The organism is Actinoplanes sp. NPDC049265 (genome assembly GCF_043197135.1).
Taxonomy (GTDB): Bacteria; Actinomycetota; Actinomycetes; order Mycobacteriales; family Micromonosporaceae; genus Actinoplanes.
This window is the reverse complement of record NZ_JBICSP010000010.1, coordinates 239,436-256,264: the sequence shown is the minus strand read 5'-3', so window position 1 is coordinate 256,264 and position 16,829 is coordinate 239,436. Positions and strand designations below refer to the sequence as shown.

Sequence of the window (16,829 nt, the reverse complement as noted above, 5' to 3'; positions counted from 1 at the left end):
AGCGATGCGTCCTTGTGCTCACAGGCTCTGAGCACACATATGCATCACGCCTGTGCAGCGCCGCTCCGCGCACTGAAGCGATGCGTCCTTGTGCTCACAGGCTCTGAGCACACATATGCATCACGCCTGTGCAGCGCCGCTCCGCGCACTGAAGCGATGCGTCCTTGTGCTCAGAGCGCTCTGAGCACAAATAAGCATCAGGCGCCGTAGGTGGGGGGCGGCGGCGGGTCCTCGCGGCGGACGGTGTGAACCTCGTCCACGACCCGGCCGTCGCCGCGGACGATCGGCGTTCGTTCCCGCACGACAGTACGCCGCCGGCTGTTCCAATACCAGACGGTGATGATCAAGCCGACCAGCCCGGCCAGCATGAGGACATAGCCCACGACGTTGATGTCGAGGCCGCTGATGTCCGCGTTCACGGCGAACGCCAGGATGGCGCCCAGCGCGAGTAGGAAGATGCTTCCGCCGATGCCCATCGGGCCCTCCTAGGTGGATGCCGCCGGGATTGGTTGGGGCGGCACAGGGTTCCACGTCGATGGCGTGTTTACCCCGGCGACCGAATCCTCAATCAGGCAAGCTGATCTGATGACGGAAAAGCGGACGCTCGTGTTGCTGCGCCACGCCAAGGCGGAGATTCCGGGCGATCACCTCGACTTCGACCGGCGTCTGACCGAGAAGGGCGCGGCCGACGCCGATGCCGCGGGCGCGTGGCTGGCCGACGAGGGGCTGGCACCCGACCTGGTGATCTGTTCTCCGGCCGCGCGTACCCGGCAGACCTGGCACGGGGTGGCGGTCGCGCTGGCCCAGGCGGCTCCGTCCGCGGCGTCGCCCGAGGTGCATTACGAGAACAGCCTGTACGAGGGCGGCCGCACCGAGGTCATCGACCTGCTGCGCCGGGTACCGGACGAGATCGCGACGGTTCTGGTGGTGGGACACAATCCGACAATGTCCGATGTGTCGGTTCTGCTGCGCCCGGATGAGGAGGACGCGGACTTCGCCGGACTGAAGACCGCTGGTCTGGCCGTACACGAGACCGAGGGTTTGTGGTCCGGCACCGAACCGGGCTCGATGCGGCTGCTGAAACGGCACGCGGCCCGCGGATAGGGATCCACGGGCCGCGCAGCGGGGCGATCAGAAGACGTCTTCGGAGATGTCCATCAGGTCGAGGTTGGTGTTCTCGATGATGCGGCGGTCGGCGCCGATCCGCGGGAGCACCTCGCGGGCGAAGAAGCGCGCCGCGGCGACCTTGCCCTCGTAGAAGTTCTTGTCGACCGGCTTGATCTCGCCGCCGAGCGCCTTCAGGGCGACCTCGGCCTGCCGCAGCAGCAGCCACGACACAATGACGTCACCGAGCGCGAGCAGCACCCGGCGCGACGTCAGCCCGACCTTGTACAGCTCGCGGGAGTCGCCGCCCTGCGCGCCGGCCAGCCAGGTCATCGTCACGCCGAGGATGGCGTTGAGCTCGCCCAGTGCCTTGCCCAGCGCCAGCCGCTCTTCCTTGAGCTGCCCGTTGCCGGCCTCGGTCTCGATGAAGCTCTGCATCTCGGTGGCCAGCACGGCCAGTGACTGACCCTGGTCCCGCACGATCTTGCGGAAGATCAGGTCGAGGCTCTGGATCGCGGTCGTGCCCTCGTACAGGGTGTCGATCTTGGCGTCCCGGACGTACTGCTCGAGCGGGTAGTCCTGCAGGAAGCCGGAGCCACCGAAGGTCTGCAGCGACTCGTGGCCGAGCAGCTCGTACGCCCGCTCCGACCCGACTCCCTTGACCAGCGGCAGCAGCAGGTCGTTGACCCGGCTGGCCATCTTGGCGGTCTCGGTGTCGCCGGCCGCCTGGGCGATGGCGACCTTGTCCTGCCAGGTGGCGGTGTAGGTGACAAGGGCGCGCAGACCCTCGGCGTACGACTTCTGCAACATCAGCGATCGGCGTACGTCGGGGTGGTGGGTGATCGTGACCCGCGGGGCGGCCTTGTTGGTGTTCTCGACCAGATCGGCGCCCTGGACCCGGTTCTTGGCGTACTCGAGGGCGTTGAGGTAGCCGGTGGACAGGGTCGCGATGGCCTTCGTGCCGACCATCATCCGCGCGTACTCGATGATCATGAACATCTGGCGGATGCCCTGGTGGACTTCGCCCAGCAGCCAGCCCTTGGCCGGGGTGCCGTGCTCGCCGAAGGTCAGCTCGCAGGTGTTGCTGACCTTGATGCCCATCTTGTGCTCGACGTTGGTGGCGTAGACGCCGTTGCGCTCGCCCAGCTCACCGGTCTCGGAGTCGAAGTGGAACTTCGGCACCAGGAACAACGACAGCCCCTTGGTGCCCGGGCCGCCGACGCCCTCGACGCCGGCCGGGCGGGCCAGCACGTAGTGGATGATGTTGTCGGTCAGGTCGTGCTCACCCGAGGTGATGAACCGCTTCACGCCCTCGATGTGCCAGGAGCCGTCGGCCTGCGGGACCGCCCGGGTACGCCCGGCGCCCACGTCCGAGCCGGCGTCCGGCTCGGTCAGCACCATGGTGGCGCCCCACTCCTTCTCGACGAAGAGCTCGGCCCATTTCTGCTGCTCCGGGGTGCCCTCCTCCTTGAGGACGCGCGCGAAGGACGGGCCGTTCGCGTACATCCAGATGGCGGGGTTGGCACCGAGCACGTTCTCGGCGATGGCCCACCACAGGGTCCGCGGGGCGAGCGTGCCGCCGAGCGAACCGGGCAGGTCGAGTCGCCAGAACTCGGCCGCCATGAACTTGGCGTACGCCTCTTTGAACTCCACCGGAAGCGGCGCGGTGTGCGTCTCCGGGTCGAAGACCGGCGGATTGCGGTCGGCGACCGAGAAGCTGGTGGCCAGGTCCTCCCGCGCCATCCGGTTGATCTCGCGGAGGATGTCGCGAGCGGTGTCCACGTCGATCTCGTCGTAGGGCGCCTGCCCGAACGCCTTGTCGGCCCCGAATACCTCGAAGAGGTTGAACTCGAGGTCGCGCAGGTTGCTCAAGTAGTGCGTCATTGTGCTCCCCGGAACGCGAGTTACCCGTCAGTAACACCCACTGTATTACCGATGGGTAGGCACCGACAACCCGCCGATGATTCTGTGATCAAGACCCTGGCTGGGGGGCATGGTCCGTCGATCCGCGAATCCGACGTCCCCGATCGGCTGGGAAGCGGGACAACCGTTCGGCCATTTGCAAGTCGGCGCGCCGACTGTGACGTATCGAGCGTCCGATCGGCTCGTTCTCCATGTGTACGTGAGGGACGTACACCCGAGGCCCAGGAGGTCACCGTGTTCGCCACCATCAAGAGCCTGATTCCGGAGCCTCGCCAGGCGGACCAGCCCCGCAAGTACGTGGGCAAGCACCGCCAGCCCGAGCCCCTGCCGGCACCGGAACCCACGCCCGAACCCACCGCGGAGACCACACCGGCCGCCGTGTAGCGGACTCAGGAGCCCGCGGCTCCGACCTCCCAGCTCGGCATCGGCTGCGCCTGTTCGGCGGCCGGCCCGGCGTATTCCAGCAGCACCAAGGCGATGTCGTCGTCGAGCTGGCCGTGCACCCAGTCGACCAGCGCCGTCTCCAGCGAGGCGAGACCGTCACCGACCGTCCCGTGACCGAGCAGCCGCCACGCCCGGTCCGTGGTCGGGAAGAACTCACCCTCCCGGCGGGCCTCACCAAGCCCGTCGGTGAACAACAGCAGCCGGTCGCCCGGCTCGAGCCGCTCCACGCGCGGCTGGGCGACCGGCATGAAGCCCAGCGGCGGCGCCGGCGCCGGCGGATCCAGGGCGATCACCTGGCCACGGCGCAGCAGCAGCGGTGCCGGATGTCCACAGTTGACGATCGTCAGAGTGCCGCCACGTTCCTCGACCAGCGCCGCCGTCACGAAATCCTCGTCGCCGACACTGCGCGCCACGGCCCGGTCGAGATCGGTCACGATGGCCCGCAGATCGGCCCGCTCGTACGCGACATGCCGGTACGACCCCAACACGATGCTGGCCAGCCGGACCGCGTCCAGACCCTTTCCGCGTACGTCGCCGATGATGATCCGGACCCCGTACGGCGTGTCCAGCGCCTCGTAGAGGTCTCCACCGATGTCCGCCGCGGCCGTGGCCGAGATGTACCGGCCGGCCACCGCCAGCGCACCCACCTGCGGCCCGATCGGGCGCAGGACCGCCTGCTGGGCGACCGCGGCCAGGCGCAGCAACTCGCCGATCTGGTCGGCCTGCCGCTGCCGGATCGTCGCCACCGCCGACGCGATGCCGGTGGCCAGCATGATCCCGACCACATTGGCCAGCCCGGCGACGCTGTGCTCACTGTCCGTGCTGGCGAACACCATGCCGGCCACCGTGGCCACGGCACCGATCCCCAACGTGGCCTGCCAGCCCGCGAAAACGGCGGCCAGGAACGGCACGGTCGCGAAAAGTCCGATGAAATTCGCGCGGCTCGGCTCGGTCAGCTCCATGGCGGACAACAGCCCGAGCAGCACGAAAGCCGCGCCGAGACCGGCGCGGGATCCTGGGCTCAGCGGGCTACGGCCCGACGCAAAGAAATTAGCCATGGGTACGCGGACAGCATGCCTGATCGAACCCGGCAACCGCACCAACTTGACCCGTAGTCTGATGAGGTTCTGACCGGCGGAGCAGGTCCGGCTCGTTCGGTCGGCGGCGACACCCCTCACCGGCGATGTCAGGATGTGCCGGTGACATCCGATCTGCGTGACCGACTGATCGCCGCCTTCCGCTGGACCGACCCCGGTCCGGACAGCGAGGTCCTGGTCAGCGACCGCTCCGGCTGGTGGCGGGATCCCCATATTCTCGACGGTTTGGGGCAGGCGCTGGCCGGCCTGTTCGCCCACGAACAGCCCACGGTCGTGGTGTCGCCCGAGGTGACCGGATTCCTGGTCGGGCCGCTGGTCGCGCGGGCGCTGGGCGTCGGTTTCGTGGAGGCGTACCGGCACGGCGCCCGCCGGCCCATCGCCGAGCCGATGACCTGGGCCGACGTACCCGCCGACCATCGCGGTGAGCCGCAGCGCCTGGGCGTACGCTCCCGCCTGATCGGCCCCGACGACCGTGTCCTGGTGGTCGACGACTGGGCCGCCACGGGCTCGCAGTCCCGGGCGATCTACAAGCTGGTGTCCGAACTTGGGGCGATTCCGGTGGGTACGGCGGTGATCATCGACGAGTGTCCGCAGAACGTGAGCATCCGCGGCCTGCTGACCAGCGACGACCTCACCTCTACATAGGACTTTTCCACCTCCCGGGCGCGTGTTCCCGGTATCTACTTCCATCGCGCCTGTCCACCAGGCACCCTGGTGTCCGTGGAGGCGACCGACGCGAAGCACGAGCAGCGGCTCCGTGACCTGGCTCTGCTCCGCCGGGTCCGGGACCGGATCGACCGCGAGTACGCCCAGCCGCTCGACGTGGAGGCACTGGCCCGCGGCGTACACATGTCGGCCGGGCACCTGAGCCGGGAGTTCCGGGCGGCGTTCGGCGAGTCGCCGTACAGCTATCTGATGACCCGCCGCATCGAACGCGCGATGGCCCTGCTGAGGCGGGGCGACCTGTCCGTGACGGATGTCTGTTTCACTGTCGGTTGTCAGTCCCTGGGCACGTTCAGCACCCGTTTCTCCGAACTCGTCGGCATGTCACCCAGCGCGTACCGCAAGGATGCCGCCGACCAGGCCGCCGGCATCCCGCCGTGCGTGGCCAAACAGGTCACCAGACCGGTCAGGAATCGAGAAGCACAGGCCCTCCACCAGCCCTAACGTGGATCGCATGAGCCTGATCATCCACAACACGCTGCTTCCGGCCAACGACCCCGACGAGTCCCTGACCTTCTGGCGCGACGCCCTCGGTTTCGAGGTCCGCAACGAGGTCGGCTACGGCGGAATGCGCTGGATCACCCTCGGTTCCAGCGACCAGCCCGACATGTCGGTGGTCCTCTACCCGCCTAAGTCCAACACCGGCGTCACCGACACCGAACGCAAGACCATCGCTGAGCTGATGGCCAAGGGCAGCTACGCCACCATCGTCCTGGCCACGTCCGACGTCGACAAGACGTTCGACCGCATCCAGGCCACCGGCGCCGAGGTCGTCCAGGAGCCCACCGACCAGCCGTACGGCATCCGCGACTGCGCCTTCCGCGACCCCTCCGGCACGATGGTCCGCATCAACCAGACCCCCGTTTAGGCGTGGCACGATTCAGGGAGTTGGGGCTCGGCCGGGTTGCCTAATGTTCTTGGCGGGCACCAGGGAGGTGTCCGGGGGGCGAAGGGACACGACGGTCATGAGCTTTGGCGAGACGTTCTTCGAGGGCCAGGAGATGGGCTATGTCGAGGAGCTCGACACCAATGAGGACGGCCTGATCGACACCATCACGTACGACGTGGACCACGACGGTCAGATCGACTTCACCGAGACCGACGCCGACCGCGACGGCACGACCGACAGCATCTACGGTGACCTCGACCACGACGGTGTCAACGAGGTCCAGCAGTTCGACACCGACGGCGACAACCGCGCCGACGTCTTCCTCTACGACACCGACCTGAACGGCGAGGCCGACCGGGCCGAGTTCGACGGTGACGGCGACGGCAAGATCGACCAGGTCTTCGTCGACAAGGATGAGGACAGCTTCGCCGACGTCGCCTACTACGGCGAGCCCGGCCACGCGACGGCGGTCGACGTCAGCGACGAGAACTACGCGATGCACCCGTACGCGAACGCCTGACCCCCACCGGGGCACGCCGGGCCGCGCACGCCGCTCTCACCGAGCGACGTACGCGGCCCGCCCCGCATCCAGCCGAGAGCACCCACCACACCGTGACGGATTGACGGTCTGTGTTGCTGGGTGTCAGTCACGCCGCGGGAATTGGTCGTCGGCTGATGAGGGTGCTTGCATGCGTTGGTCCTGTATTTGGATTTCCTGCCGCGATCGGTGGGCGCCTGGGTTGTAGATCTCGTCGATGGGGCCCATCAGCCTCGCGCCTGTGCCGCTGCGGCGGACGCGACGGGCCAGCCAGATGAGGCCGGCTGAGATCGCGGCGAGGCTGCCGACCACGATCAGTAGGGCCAGGACCGCTTCGATGGGGCACAGTCAATCACCTGCGCCGGCGCTGGATGGGTGGAAGCGGTCGGCGCTGAACGGGGACTGGTCGGCACCGAAGGCTGTAGCTGCGGTGGCGCTGACGTCGGCGGTGCGGCCGCCGCGTGATCGCGTCACCCAGGAGGGTGGCGGCCTGTGGGGGCGTCACCACTCGCAGCTGCACCCGCCACCGCGCTCCGCATTCCGGACAAGCTGGACCCTGCGTCGCGTCGATATCTGGCTATCCGGACAATAACCCCATGTCTCACAGCCGTCGTCTGGCCGGCCCGATCGCCGCAGTGCTCGTCTTCGGCGCGGGCGTGATCGGCGCCGTGCACCTGACCCGGGCCGAGGCCATGCCGGCCCGGGATCCGGCGCCCGAGCAGGTGCGGTTGCCGCCGCCGGCGGCCGGCGTGATCACCAGCAGCGGGAGTCCGTCCGAGCGCGAGCAGCCGGGCCGGATCGCGGTCGCCGCCCGGCCGGTCAGCGTCCGCTACACTTTCGACGGCGGCGTCGACAAGCCGATCGTGGACGCTCAGGGCGGCCACGAGCTGCGGGCCGTCGGGCAGAACGGCGGCCTGCTCAGCCTGGTGCCGCAGGGCCCGGGCCTGGCCGTCGAGTATCCGGACCGGTGCACGATGCCGCGGGAACGGGACTGCCCGCGCGCCATCCTGGAGGGCCGCCGGGACGACGCGCTCAACCCCGGGACCAGGTCTTTGGAGTACGGGGCGTCGGTGCTGATGACGCACGCCGACCTGGCCGACGGGGCGAATGTCGTCCAGAAGGGCTACTCGGTCGGCGGGGTGAGCCAGTTCAAACTGCAGGTCGACCACCGGCAGGGGCATCCGAGCTGCGTCATTGCCAGCCGCGCCCGGATCTATCGGGCCGAGCCGCCACTGGACGTGGCCGACGGCGCATGGCACCAGCTGACCTGTACCCGTACGAAGGACCGCCTCGCCCTGGTCGTGGACGGCAGCGAGCGGGCGGCCGTACCCGTCCCGGCGAACCTCTCCATCGCCAACGCGGAACCGCTGCGCATCGGCGGAAAGGGTGCGAACCGTGGCAACGACCAGTTCGCCGGCCTCATCGACAACGTCTTTCTGACGATCGCCTAGCGATCCTTCTTGTTGTTCGTCGCCCGGATGATCGCGACCAGCGCCGCGGCGCCGCCCGCGACAACGATCAGGCAGAACAGCAGGACAAGGATGTGCCACGGTCTCAACGCGCCCATGACGACACCCTAGAGGTCGGCCCCCAGCCGGCCCGGCAGCCTGTGGACAGCCAGTTCCCGCTGTGGCGGTCACTGCCGTTGCGGCCTGGCGCCCCGATGCATATGTGTGCTCAGAGCGGCTCTGAGCACACATATGCATCACGCTTGTGGCCGGGGGCGTGACCACGCATCGGGCCTACGCCAAGATCAATCCGGGGGTACGAGCGGCCACGACGCGACCACTCGACGCGGTTCTCGACATAAGTAGTTGAGCGACATATATAGTCGACGCATGCGTGAACCCACGTACTTCATCCTCGCTGCGCTCCAGGACGAGCCGCGGCACGGCTACGCGATCATCAAGCGGGCCGACGAGCTGTCCCACGGGCGGGTGCGCCTGGCCACCGGCACGCTCTACACGGCCCTCGACCGGCTCACCACCGAGGCGTACATCCAGGTGGTCAGCGAGGAGATCGTCAACGGGCGGGCGCGGCGCTATTACGCACTCACCCCCGCGGGCCGCGACGCACTCCAGGCCGAGGCCGAGCACCTGGCCGCGGCCGCCCGCGTCGTCACCCGCCCACAACCCCGGCCCGCGGCAGGCCTGGCATGAGAAACCTCGAGCGCCGGTACGCCCGGCTGATCCGCCTGTACCCCGCTGCCTACCGGGCCGCCCGTGGCCCCGAGATGCTGGACACGCTCCTCCAGGCCGGCCCGAGCGCACGCGAGACCCGGGCCCTGATCGTCGGGGCGCTCCGGGCCCACGCCGCCCGCGACCACGCCCCGTCCCGCCGGCTGGACTGGCTGACCGCCTTCCGCGCCGCCGCCCTGATGCTCCTGGCCGGCGACCTCGTCGACCTGGGCGGACACCTGATCTCGGCGTTCTGGGGGCCGAGCCTGGCGGCCCTGGTCCTCGGCGCGGTGGCCCTGGTGACCGCCGTCCGCGGCCGCTACCTGATCGCGTCGGCCGCGGCCCTGCTCGGGATCGGGGCGGCGGTGATCTGGCCGCTGTACGGAGGGGGCGGGCTCGGCCTGCCGCTGCGGTCCCCGCTGGCCGTCCTGCTGCTGATCGTCCTGCACCGGTACCGGCCGGCGCGAGCATCCGGCGCACTCCGCTACCTGCCCCTGCTGCCGATCCTGCTCGCAGTCGGCGACCAGCTTTACGGTGCGATGTTCCCGGCCGTCTCCGGCATCCTGCAGCGCGGCGCCCTGCTCGGTGTGGTCATGGCCGCCCTGCTGTGGCTGACCATCGACGAACGGGTGACCATGGCCGTCGGCCTGCTCTTCCTCAACACGCTGCTCATCCAGCTGGCGCTGATCACGGTCGGCGGCCCACCGCACCTCCCGGCGATGCTGCTGGGGCTGGCCGTCACCGCGCTGCCGCCACTGGTCCTGTTGAGCACCGCGGCCCGTCGTCGAACACAGTGGACTACGCCATAGTGGCCGCTATCGATCTCCGCTAGGCTTCGATCGCTTGTTCGATGGGCCAGGGTTCATTCGCTCTGGTCGTACGGGGAATCGAGAAGAAGGAGCCACCACCCATGCGCACCATGCTGCGCGCGGGCGCCATCGCGCTCGCCGCCAGTTCCGTCCTGCTCGCCGGCGGCGTCGCCGCCCAGGCCGCACCGGCCGCCGCGGACGTGACCTTCACCGTCGGCAACCTGATCTTCGAGCCCCAGCAGTGGGGCCACACCGGCAGCCTCGAAGTCACCATCACCAACCACACCGACCAGGACGTCGACAAGGCCGTGACGGTGCTCGAGCCGCTGGCCGGCACGTTCGACGACGCGACCGGCACCCAGGGCTGCCTGATCGCCGCTCCGCAGGACGGTCGCCAGGCCTGGGACTGCTACCTCGGCACGATCCCGGCGGGCGAGAGCGTCACGGTGAACGTCGTCTTCTACTCGCCCGCCGCGGGCAAGCCCGTCGCCCGGCGCGCCACCACGTCCGGCAGCATCGAGATCGACGGCAAGACCGTGGCGTTCCCCGCCGTCTTCCGCTCCACCAGCGGTTCGGTGGCCAACCCGGTCGCGTACACCCCCGACCAGACCGCCAACCTGACCGTGACCACACCCGGCAACGTCACGCTGACCCGCCAGGACGACGGCACGTTCGCCGGCCGCATCCCGGTCACCCTCACCGGAAACGGCGACGCCGGCCACCAGTTGCTCGGCGGCCAGATGGCGGCGCCGGCCGGCCTGACCGACTGGCCGTACGCGGTCGACGGAAACTGCGGTCCCGGCGACGTCGACCTGCCGGTCCCGCCCGGAGGCACCGGCGTCGGATGCGCCTTCTTCGAACGGCTGGCCCAGGGCCAGACCCGCACCTACGACTGGCTGTTCACCGCACCGGCCGATTCCCAGCCCGGCCCCCTCGGCACCGCCACCACCTCGGGCCTGCTCAACAGCCCGCTGATCGGGGCCCAGACCGACGGCGCCAACAAGGCGACCTTCACGGTGACGATCGCCGGCTGACGCCGCGAGACCCTCAGCCGGTCGGCCAGGTGCGGAAGTTCTGCGCCGACCGGCTCGGGGTCGGGCCGCGCTGCCCCTGATAACGGCTGCCGTACACGGCCGAGCCGTACGGGTGCTCGGCCGGGCTCGACAGGCGGAAGATGCAGAGCTGGCCGATCTTCATGCCCGGATAGAGCTTGATCGGCAGGTTGGCCACGTTGGACAGCTCCAACGTGACATGGCCCGAAAAACCCGGGTCGATAAACCCGGCCGTGCTGTGCGTGAGCAGACCCAGGCGGCCCAGGCTGCTCTTGCCCTCGAGACGGCCGGCCAACTGGTCGCCCAGCGTGATGACCTCCAGCGTCGAGGCCAGCACGAACTCGCCCGGGTGCAGCACGAACGCCTCACCCTCGCCCACCTCGACCATCGCGGTCAGGTCGTCCTGCTGCACCGACGGGTCGATGTGCGTGTAGAGGTGGTTGTTGAACACCCGGAAGAAGCGGTCGAGGCGCACGTCGATGCTGGACGGCTGCATCAGCTCCGGCGCGAACGGCTCCAGCGAGAGGTTTTCCGACTTGATCTCGGAGACCAGGTCACGGTCGGAGAGCAGCATCGCAACACCATACTTCGGTGGCTGATTCGTACGTGTGTTCGATATGATCGGGCGATGGCAACCTGGTCCAGCTTCGCCGCCGCCGCGCCCGCCCTGGCCGCCGGCGTGCGCATGCTGCTGCAACAGTACGGTCCCGGCCTCGGCTACCTCGCGACCGTGCGCCCCGACGGCTCACCCCGCGTCCACCCCGTGTCACCCGTCATCACCGACGACGCCCTGTATTGCTTCGTCGTCGACTCCCCCAAACGCCGCGACCTAGAACGCGACGGCCGCTACGCCCTGCACTCCTACCCTCCCGAGCAAAACGACGACGAAGCCATGCTCAGCGGCGTCGCCACCCCCGTCCACGACCCGGTCGTCATCGCCCGCCTGGCCGACGCCCTCAACGCTTCCCCCGTCATCGACTGGCGCCTCTTCGAGCTCACCATCGATACCGCCATGCTCCGCCACCACGGCGCCGCCGGCGCCCTCCCCTTCGCCACCCGAGTCCCCCCGATCACCCAGAAGTGGCACGACCCGGCGGCCCACTTAGGCCGTTCACTGGTCCCATCCTGATCGGGTACAGTGGCGGGGCCACACCTCGCGGGTGTAGTTCAATGGCAGAACATCAGCTTCCCAAGCTGACAGTGCGGGTTCGATTCCCGTCACCCGCTCAAAGCCGAAAAGCCCCTGTCCGCAAAGAGCGCGGGACCAGGGGCTTTTCGCATATCTGCTCCGGGGCCGAGCCCCGGAAACCCCACGTCGCGGTGACCGCCCTGGGAGCGTCAGGTGCCGGGTCGTGCCATTAGCGTGCCATTGGCTTCGCCTACGCGACCTCGTCGGCGCCCTCGGCCGGCTGCGGCGGCTTCCTTCGAGACGGCTTGCGGCGGGCTGCCTTGACCGCCTGGTCGATCGCCTCAGCTATGCCCTGGTCGGCCTCACGGCTGGCGTGCTGGTAGATCAGGGCCGCTCTTGGGCTGTCGTGGCCCATCCGGGCCATGACGTCTCGGAGGCTTGCGCCGGGTGCGCGCGAGGCCAAGGTGTTTCCCGTGTGTCGGAGGTCGTGGAAGTGGAGTCCGGGTGCTCCTACGGTCGCGACCGCCTCGGACCACTTGACCAGCTTGTTGAAGGTGCCGCGCCACACCGTTCGGCCGTTCTCGCCGGTGAAGACGAACGCCTCGGCGCTGTTCTGTACGTGGGAGGCCATGTGGGCAGCGACGGCCGGCATCACGGCCTTGGGGAGCGCAACGACTCGCATTCCTGCCCGTGACTTCGGTGGGCCGAGGACCAGGCCGACGCCGCGCTGTTCGACAAACGCCTGACGTACGCGGACGGTGCCGGCCGCGAGGTCGATGTCGCATCGCTGGAGCCCCATCGCCTCGCCCCAGCGGAGAGAGGCGAACGTCGTAACCAGGATCAGCGCACGGAATCGGCCGGGCATTCGTTCGGCCAGGGCGAAGACCTGCGGGACGGAAAGCACGGGCCGCTCGGCGGCCTTCTCCTGGTCGGCACCTTTGATACGGCAGGGGTTGATACGGATCAGCTCGTCTTCCTTTGTCGCGGTCATGAGGACTGCGCGTAGCAGCCGGTAAGCCTTGGCGGCCATCGTCACGGAGACGCCCTCGGCGAGAAGCCGGCTACGCCACTCGCGGACCATCGGGGTGTCGAGGCGGTTCAGGGGGACGCCGCCGAGGTACGGAGTGATGTGCTTTCCGAGCGTTCAGGTGTAAAGGTGAACCGTCCTCGGTCGCAGGTTGGGGCGCTCGGCGATCCAGCGCTCGGCGTAATCCTGCAAGCGGATCTTGCCTCGCTCGGGATCGATCCACTCCCGTTTTGCCATCTGCGTCTCGACCAGCGACAGGTAGCGCTCGGCCTCAGCCTTCTTCGCGAAGGTGGTTTCTCCCGGTCGCATCGTGCCGTCGGGGGCGGGGTAGCGGACCTGATAGCGGCCAGATGGGAGCTTTCGAACGCTGCCGAATCGGCGATGTCCTTTGCTGTTCGCCATGGTCAGGCAACGCTCCTCAATCCGCGCCATACGGACTCGGGGGTCATGGGCTCTACGCGGCCGGCTTGGACGAAGGCTGCGAGGTCGGCCGGATCGAAACGGACGGAACGGCCGAGGCGGTGGAAAGCGACACGCCTTTCTGCGACGGCGCGGCGCAGGTAGCGAACGCTCATGTTGAGCCGTTGTGCGGCCTCTTCGATCGTCAGGAGCTCTGTTGGGAGCATCGGAACAGGTGTAGTCGGATTCGTGATCCGCTTAGCCATCGAGGTCCCTTTCCGGGGCGGTACTTCGGCGAGGCAGGGAAGGGCGAAGCGCGGCTGACAGAACCGACAGAACTGACAGAACCTCGATCGGGATGGGTTGTGTCAGTTCTGTCGGTTCCGTCAGGCCGACTACGAGGCTCGGCGCGCGCCGAGCGGGTGCACGGTCGCGGCCGGTCGATGCACCTCGGGATGCACGAGGTAGCTGGGCGAAGGTGGACGGCCGCCGGCTCGTTTTGGAAGGGGCGGGTCGAGCTGCCGGAGATATCCGTGCGCCTCCAGGACAGCAAGGGCGGGATCGAGATCAGCGACCGTCTTGAGCTGGGCGGATTGAACCGCCCGAAACGCCTCGCGCTTGGTGAATGCGCTCGTCGCGGTTCGTTCGATCCAGGCGAGAACGTGCCGGGCGTTGCGGGTGGCTGCGTTGGCACCCATGTCGTCGAACGCGGCCAGCGCGTGAGCGGCGTAGTAGTCGCCGATCATCGCCGCGCGCTCGATCGTGTCGGCGTCGACGCTGCTGCCCCACCCGTTGCCAGGGTGCTCGGCGAGGTGCAGTAGCCCGGCGATACGGACCACGGCACCGGTGTACTTGCTGCCCCAATCCACGACGTGAGACCAGGCGCCGCCGGGTGCCAGCCGAGGCTCAACTTCACGCTCAATTTCCAAGACTCGTTGATTGGCCTCGGGCGCCAGCACGATCACGGCCGGATCGGTCCAGTCCGCGAGCGCGGCGACCAGGGCGTGAAGACCGCTGTGATAGTCGGCCGCTACCTGAGATGGAATCGGATCGGCTCCTACCTTTCGTCGGCCGACGGTGTTCTCCGGCACGGCGAACAGGATGCGAGCGAGTAGGCCGAGGCCTCGGAATCCGGGCATGCCGGCGATATCCCGCAGGATCTCTGGCTGAACTGCAAGGCCCATGGTGAGAGCGGGCTTGTCGACGTGCTCGGCCTCTCGTGAGCGCCGATCCACGCGCATGAGGTCTCCGGCATGGCCCTTGAGGAACACCTCCAGGTTTGGAGTGCCGGAGTAGCGGCCGGCGATCGTTGCGAAGATGCCGCCTTCCGGCGATAGGACGGCGAGTCGGCCGCCCTCTTCGGCCAGCAGTGATGCGGCAGTCTCGCTGGTGATGTCGTCCGCGACGAGCCGAGGCTTGGCCGGAACGGTGATGGCCTCAGCGTTCATGGCTGCTGCGGTCGCTTCGGCTATGAGGGTGTCTCTACCAGCAGCGTCCGCGCTGGCAGCCGCTAAAGCCGCCTTTTCGGCTGCCTTCCCAGCGACCTTCGCGGACAACTCGGCCTCGATGATCGCCGGAGCGGTGCGCTGGATCAGGTCTTTCTCGGCCGACAGGATTGGGGCGACCATGGCGGCGAAGACCGCGGACTTACGCGAGCCCGGTGGCAGCACCACGACCGTGTAGAGGTTGGTCGGTTCCCGCCAGGAACCACGTACCTCGACCTCGGCCCGTCCGCCGGCCGCCGTCGACAGACACGCCAAGGCGAGGCTGCCGGCGAGGTCTGTCGGAGTCTGAGTGAACTCCGCGACCGCGAACACCTGTTCGGCCAGCCAATCGGGCAGCACCTCGGCAGGAAACGGCGGGAGATGCCGCCAACGGGGCGCGACGTGGAACAGCAACTCGCGCATGAGGCCGAGAGCGGTCGCGAGTTGCTTCCTGGCGACCGTGTCGTGAGCGTGCAGCGGAATCCGCGCACGAACCTCGACGTACTCCTGATCTCCCGCACGCACCCGCGTCAGCCAGGCTCGTCCGCCGACGCCGTCAGCGGTCATGTCTGGTGAGCGGTGCTCGGCGACGCCGCAGCGGTGGTCTCGGGTGCACCATGCCGTGTGAGGCGATTCAGCGCGGCTGAATCGCGCCATGGTCCGGGCGCCCATCAGTGGACGCCCTTGTCGTGCAGCTCGCGAAGGCTGTTGATGATCCGGCGTCCAACGCGGAGACGACGGCCGTCGCCGTGACAGCGCCGGCAGAGACCGAACGCGCGGCCGAACGGGGACCGGCGTTTGCCGGTGCCCTTGCAGCGTCGGCAGTTGCCGAACGGCCAGAGCCACCAACCAACGGCGTAACAGATAGTGGCGATCAAGAGAGCAAGGAGAAGTAGGCCGAGAAGGCCTGCGGTCGGGGCTGCGGTCGCGGCGAGGGTGGACACCCGATGCCTCCCTGGACGGTATTTCAAGGCTTTGTGATGGAGGGGCGACCCGCGACCGGCGAATGTCTGTGCTGACCAGGCCGGTCGCGGGTCGGGTCGCGTCAACGCGACCGGTCGCGGGTCGTCCGCGACCGTCAGGCGGCCTTGCGTCGGTGAATAGCCGCGTCGATGTCCTCGGCCTTGGCGCCCTTCAAGGCCTTGCCGCCGCACTTGACGTCAACGCTGCGTACACCGAACGAACGGACCTGCGCAGAGATCGACTCGGCTGTCACGTCCGCGTAGAACTCCCTGAGACGGTCGTCGAGGCGGCCGGCGATGTCCTCCCGCTGGAGGCCGCGCTCGGTCGGCTCGAACATCGCCCGAACATCGGCGAGCACGTCTCGGGAGACTCGCGCGACGTCTTCCCCGGCGGCCATGCCGGACAGGGTGCCGGCGGCCTCGCGTAGCTTCCGAGCCTCGATAAGGATCTTCTCCGCGTCGTCGGCATCCGCGAGGTACGTGCGGACAGTCGGCGTCGCGTCCGAGGCTCCCCGGAGGATGCCCACGCCCTTGTACGCCGCCGGCCTCGGGCACCCGGACAAGCCGTACCAACAGATCGCCTTTGGCTCGACCATGGCGCGCGATTCCTCCGGCACCGGCTCCCAGGTGTCGATCGATCTGCCGTACGGGAAGACCTTCGACGACGCGGTAAGAGCGCGCGGCGCCATCGCCTCGGGACTCGACGTCGCCGTGTCACAGGTCTTCATCACCCGTGACGCGACCTCGCACCGACGGCACACCCTCTGGGTGGCCGACCGCGACCCGCTTTCGGTGGGGGCCGGGCGTACGCCGCTGCTGCGCTGCAAGCCCACGGACATCTGGCAGGCCGCCCCGTTCGGCCTGGACGAGCGCGGTATAGAGCTGATTTCCCGAGTCCCGGTCCGGCGAGGCATAACCGCATACGCCCGGCTCGCCGCAACCGCCGTCATCGCCGGCATCGCGGCGTGGGTCTCGTACTGGCACATGGTCGGAGTGGCCATCCGCTAACCGTCAGCAGCAGTGCGAGCGGCGACCAGGCCGAGATGGCTTGGCTGATGGCGTTGTCTTCGGC

19 protein-coding genes, 1 tRNA gene and 1 pseudogene are annotated in these 16,829 nt (G+C 68.5%); 13 read left to right on the top strand and 8 right to left on the bottom strand.

Translation table 11 applies throughout. The annotated features are described in order from the left end of the window. Window positions 1–197 precede the first annotated feature (197 nt). Window positions 198–476, bottom strand: a complete 279-nt coding sequence (locus ACGFIO_RS24435; protein WP_392828907.1) for a DUF6458 family protein — start codon at window positions 474–476, stop codon at window positions 198–200. A 109-nt stretch (window positions 477–585) separates the two neighbouring features. Between ACGFIO_RS24435 and ACGFIO_RS24430 the strand changes: the two genes are divergently transcribed. Continuing rightward, window positions 586–1,104, top strand: a complete 519-nt coding sequence (locus ACGFIO_RS24430; RefSeq protein ID WP_392828906.1) for a SixA phosphatase family protein — start codon at window positions 586–588, stop codon at window positions 1,102–1,104. A gap of 27 nt (window positions 1,105–1,131) precedes the next feature. On the opposite strand, the gene ACGFIO_RS24425 is transcribed toward ACGFIO_RS24430, so the two are convergent. Further along, the gene (locus ACGFIO_RS24425; protein ID WP_392828904.1) at window positions 1,132–2,988 is read right to left on the bottom strand and encodes an acyl-CoA dehydrogenase; all 1,857 of its coding nucleotides are present in this window, start codon (window positions 2,986–2,988) and stop codon (window positions 1,132–1,134) included. Between the two features lie 273 nt (window positions 2,989–3,261). Between ACGFIO_RS24425 and ACGFIO_RS24420 the strand changes: the two genes are divergently transcribed. After that, window positions 3,262–3,411, top strand: coding sequence for a hypothetical protein (locus ACGFIO_RS24420; protein ID WP_392828902.1), 150 nt, complete (start codon window positions 3,262–3,264; stop codon window positions 3,409–3,411). A gap of 5 nt (window positions 3,412–3,416) precedes the next feature. On the opposite strand, the gene ACGFIO_RS24415 is transcribed toward ACGFIO_RS24420, so the two are convergent. After that, window positions 3,417–4,529 carry a PP2C family protein-serine/threonine phosphatase gene (locus ACGFIO_RS24415; RefSeq protein WP_392828900.1) on the bottom strand — a complete coding sequence of 371 codons (1,113 nt, stop codon included), beginning with the start codon at window positions 4,527–4,529 and terminating at the stop codon, window positions 3,417–3,419. 141 nt (window positions 4,530–4,670) lie between these two features. Between ACGFIO_RS24415 and ACGFIO_RS24410 the strand changes: the two genes are divergently transcribed. The 8 genes from ACGFIO_RS24410 (at window position 4,671) to ACGFIO_RS24375 (ending at window position 10,738) form a co-directional block, all read left to right on the top strand. Continuing rightward, window positions 4,671–5,213, top strand: a complete 543-nt coding sequence (locus ACGFIO_RS24410; RefSeq protein WP_392828898.1) for a phosphoribosyltransferase family protein — start codon at window positions 4,671–4,673, stop codon at window positions 5,211–5,213. Window positions 5,214–5,288: 75 nt separating this feature from the next. Beyond that, window positions 5,289–5,735: a helix-turn-helix transcriptional regulator gene (locus ACGFIO_RS24405; protein ID WP_392828897.1), complete on the top strand. Its 447-nt coding sequence runs from the start codon at window positions 5,289–5,291 to the stop codon at window positions 5,733–5,735. 10 nt (window positions 5,736–5,745) lie between these two features. Next, window positions 5,746–6,159, top strand: a complete 414-nt coding sequence (locus ACGFIO_RS24400) for a VOC family protein (protein WP_392828895.1) — start codon at window positions 5,746–5,748, stop codon at window positions 6,157–6,159. 97 nt (window positions 6,160–6,256) lie between these two features. After that, entirely contained in the window at window positions 6,257–6,700 is a 444-nt protein-coding gene (locus tag ACGFIO_RS24395) for a hypothetical protein (RefSeq protein ID WP_392828893.1), read from the top strand. 614 nt (window positions 6,701–7,314) lie between these two features. Beyond that, on the top strand, window positions 7,315–8,169 hold the full coding sequence (locus tag ACGFIO_RS24390) for a LamG-like jellyroll fold domain-containing protein (protein ID WP_392828891.1): 855 nt from the start codon (window positions 7,315–7,317) through the stop codon (window positions 8,167–8,169). 387 nt (window positions 8,170–8,556) lie between these two features. Beyond that, window positions 8,557–8,877: a PadR family transcriptional regulator gene (locus tag ACGFIO_RS24385; RefSeq protein ID WP_392828889.1), complete on the top strand. Its 321-nt coding sequence runs from the start codon at window positions 8,557–8,559 to the stop codon at window positions 8,875–8,877. Next, window positions 8,874–9,704, top strand: coding sequence for a hypothetical protein (locus ACGFIO_RS24380; RefSeq protein WP_392828887.1), 831 nt, complete (start codon window positions 8,874–8,876; stop codon window positions 9,702–9,704). Before ACGFIO_RS24385 ends, ACGFIO_RS24380 begins: the two co-directional genes overlap by 4 nt. Before the next feature lie 101 nt (window positions 9,705–9,805). Then, complete coding sequence (locus ACGFIO_RS24375) at window positions 9,806–10,738, top strand: hypothetical protein (RefSeq protein ID WP_392828885.1); 933 nt, start codon at window positions 9,806–9,808, stop codon at window positions 10,736–10,738. 13 nt (window positions 10,739–10,751) lie between these two features. Here ACGFIO_RS24375 and dcd read toward each other — a convergent pair whose 3' ends face one another. Beyond that, on the bottom strand, window positions 10,752–11,330 hold the full coding sequence (gene dcd, locus ACGFIO_RS24370) for a dCTP deaminase (protein WP_392828883.1): 579 nt from the start codon (window positions 11,328–11,330) through the stop codon (window positions 10,752–10,754). A 54-nt stretch (window positions 11,331–11,384) separates the two neighbouring features. Between dcd and ACGFIO_RS24365 the strand changes: the two genes are divergently transcribed. Beyond that, window positions 11,385–11,885 (top strand): pyridoxamine 5'-phosphate oxidase family protein, encoded by a 501-nt coding sequence (locus tag ACGFIO_RS24365; protein WP_392828881.1) that lies wholly within the window; start codon window positions 11,385–11,387, stop codon window positions 11,883–11,885. Between the two features lie 27 nt (window positions 11,886–11,912). Further along, window positions 11,913–11,983 (top strand) — tRNA-Gly (locus tag ACGFIO_RS24360). 152 nt (window positions 11,984–12,135) lie between these two features. Here the strand turns inward: ACGFIO_RS24360 and ACGFIO_RS24355 are convergent. From ACGFIO_RS24355 to ACGFIO_RS24340, 4 genes and pseudogenes are all read right to left on the bottom strand, one after another. Beyond that, window positions 12,136–13,314 (bottom strand): annotated as a pseudogene (locus ACGFIO_RS24355) (tyrosine-type recombinase/integrase). A 2-nt stretch (window positions 13,315–13,316) separates the two neighbouring features. Continuing rightward, window positions 13,317–13,538: a helix-turn-helix domain-containing protein gene (locus ACGFIO_RS24350; protein WP_392829026.1), complete on the bottom strand. Its 222-nt coding sequence runs from the start codon at window positions 13,536–13,538 to the stop codon at window positions 13,317–13,319. 168 nt (window positions 13,539–13,706) lie between these two features. Beyond that, window positions 13,707–15,362 (bottom strand): YfjI family protein, encoded by a 1,656-nt coding sequence (locus tag ACGFIO_RS24345; protein ID WP_392828879.1) that lies wholly within the window; start codon window positions 15,360–15,362, stop codon window positions 13,707–13,709. A gap of 511 nt (window positions 15,363–15,873) precedes the next feature. Further along, window positions 15,874–16,353, bottom strand: a complete 480-nt coding sequence (locus ACGFIO_RS24340) for a hypothetical protein (RefSeq protein WP_392828877.1) — start codon at window positions 16,351–16,353, stop codon at window positions 15,874–15,876. Between ACGFIO_RS24340 and ACGFIO_RS24335 the strand changes: the two genes are divergently transcribed. Further along, the gene (locus ACGFIO_RS24335) at window positions 16,352–16,765 is read left to right on the top strand and encodes a hypothetical protein (protein ID WP_392828875.1); all 414 of its coding nucleotides are present in this window, start codon (window positions 16,352–16,354) and stop codon (window positions 16,763–16,765) included. The genes ACGFIO_RS24340 and ACGFIO_RS24335 overlap by 2 nt on opposite strands. The last annotated feature ends 64 nt before the right edge of the window (window positions 16,766–16,829 follow it).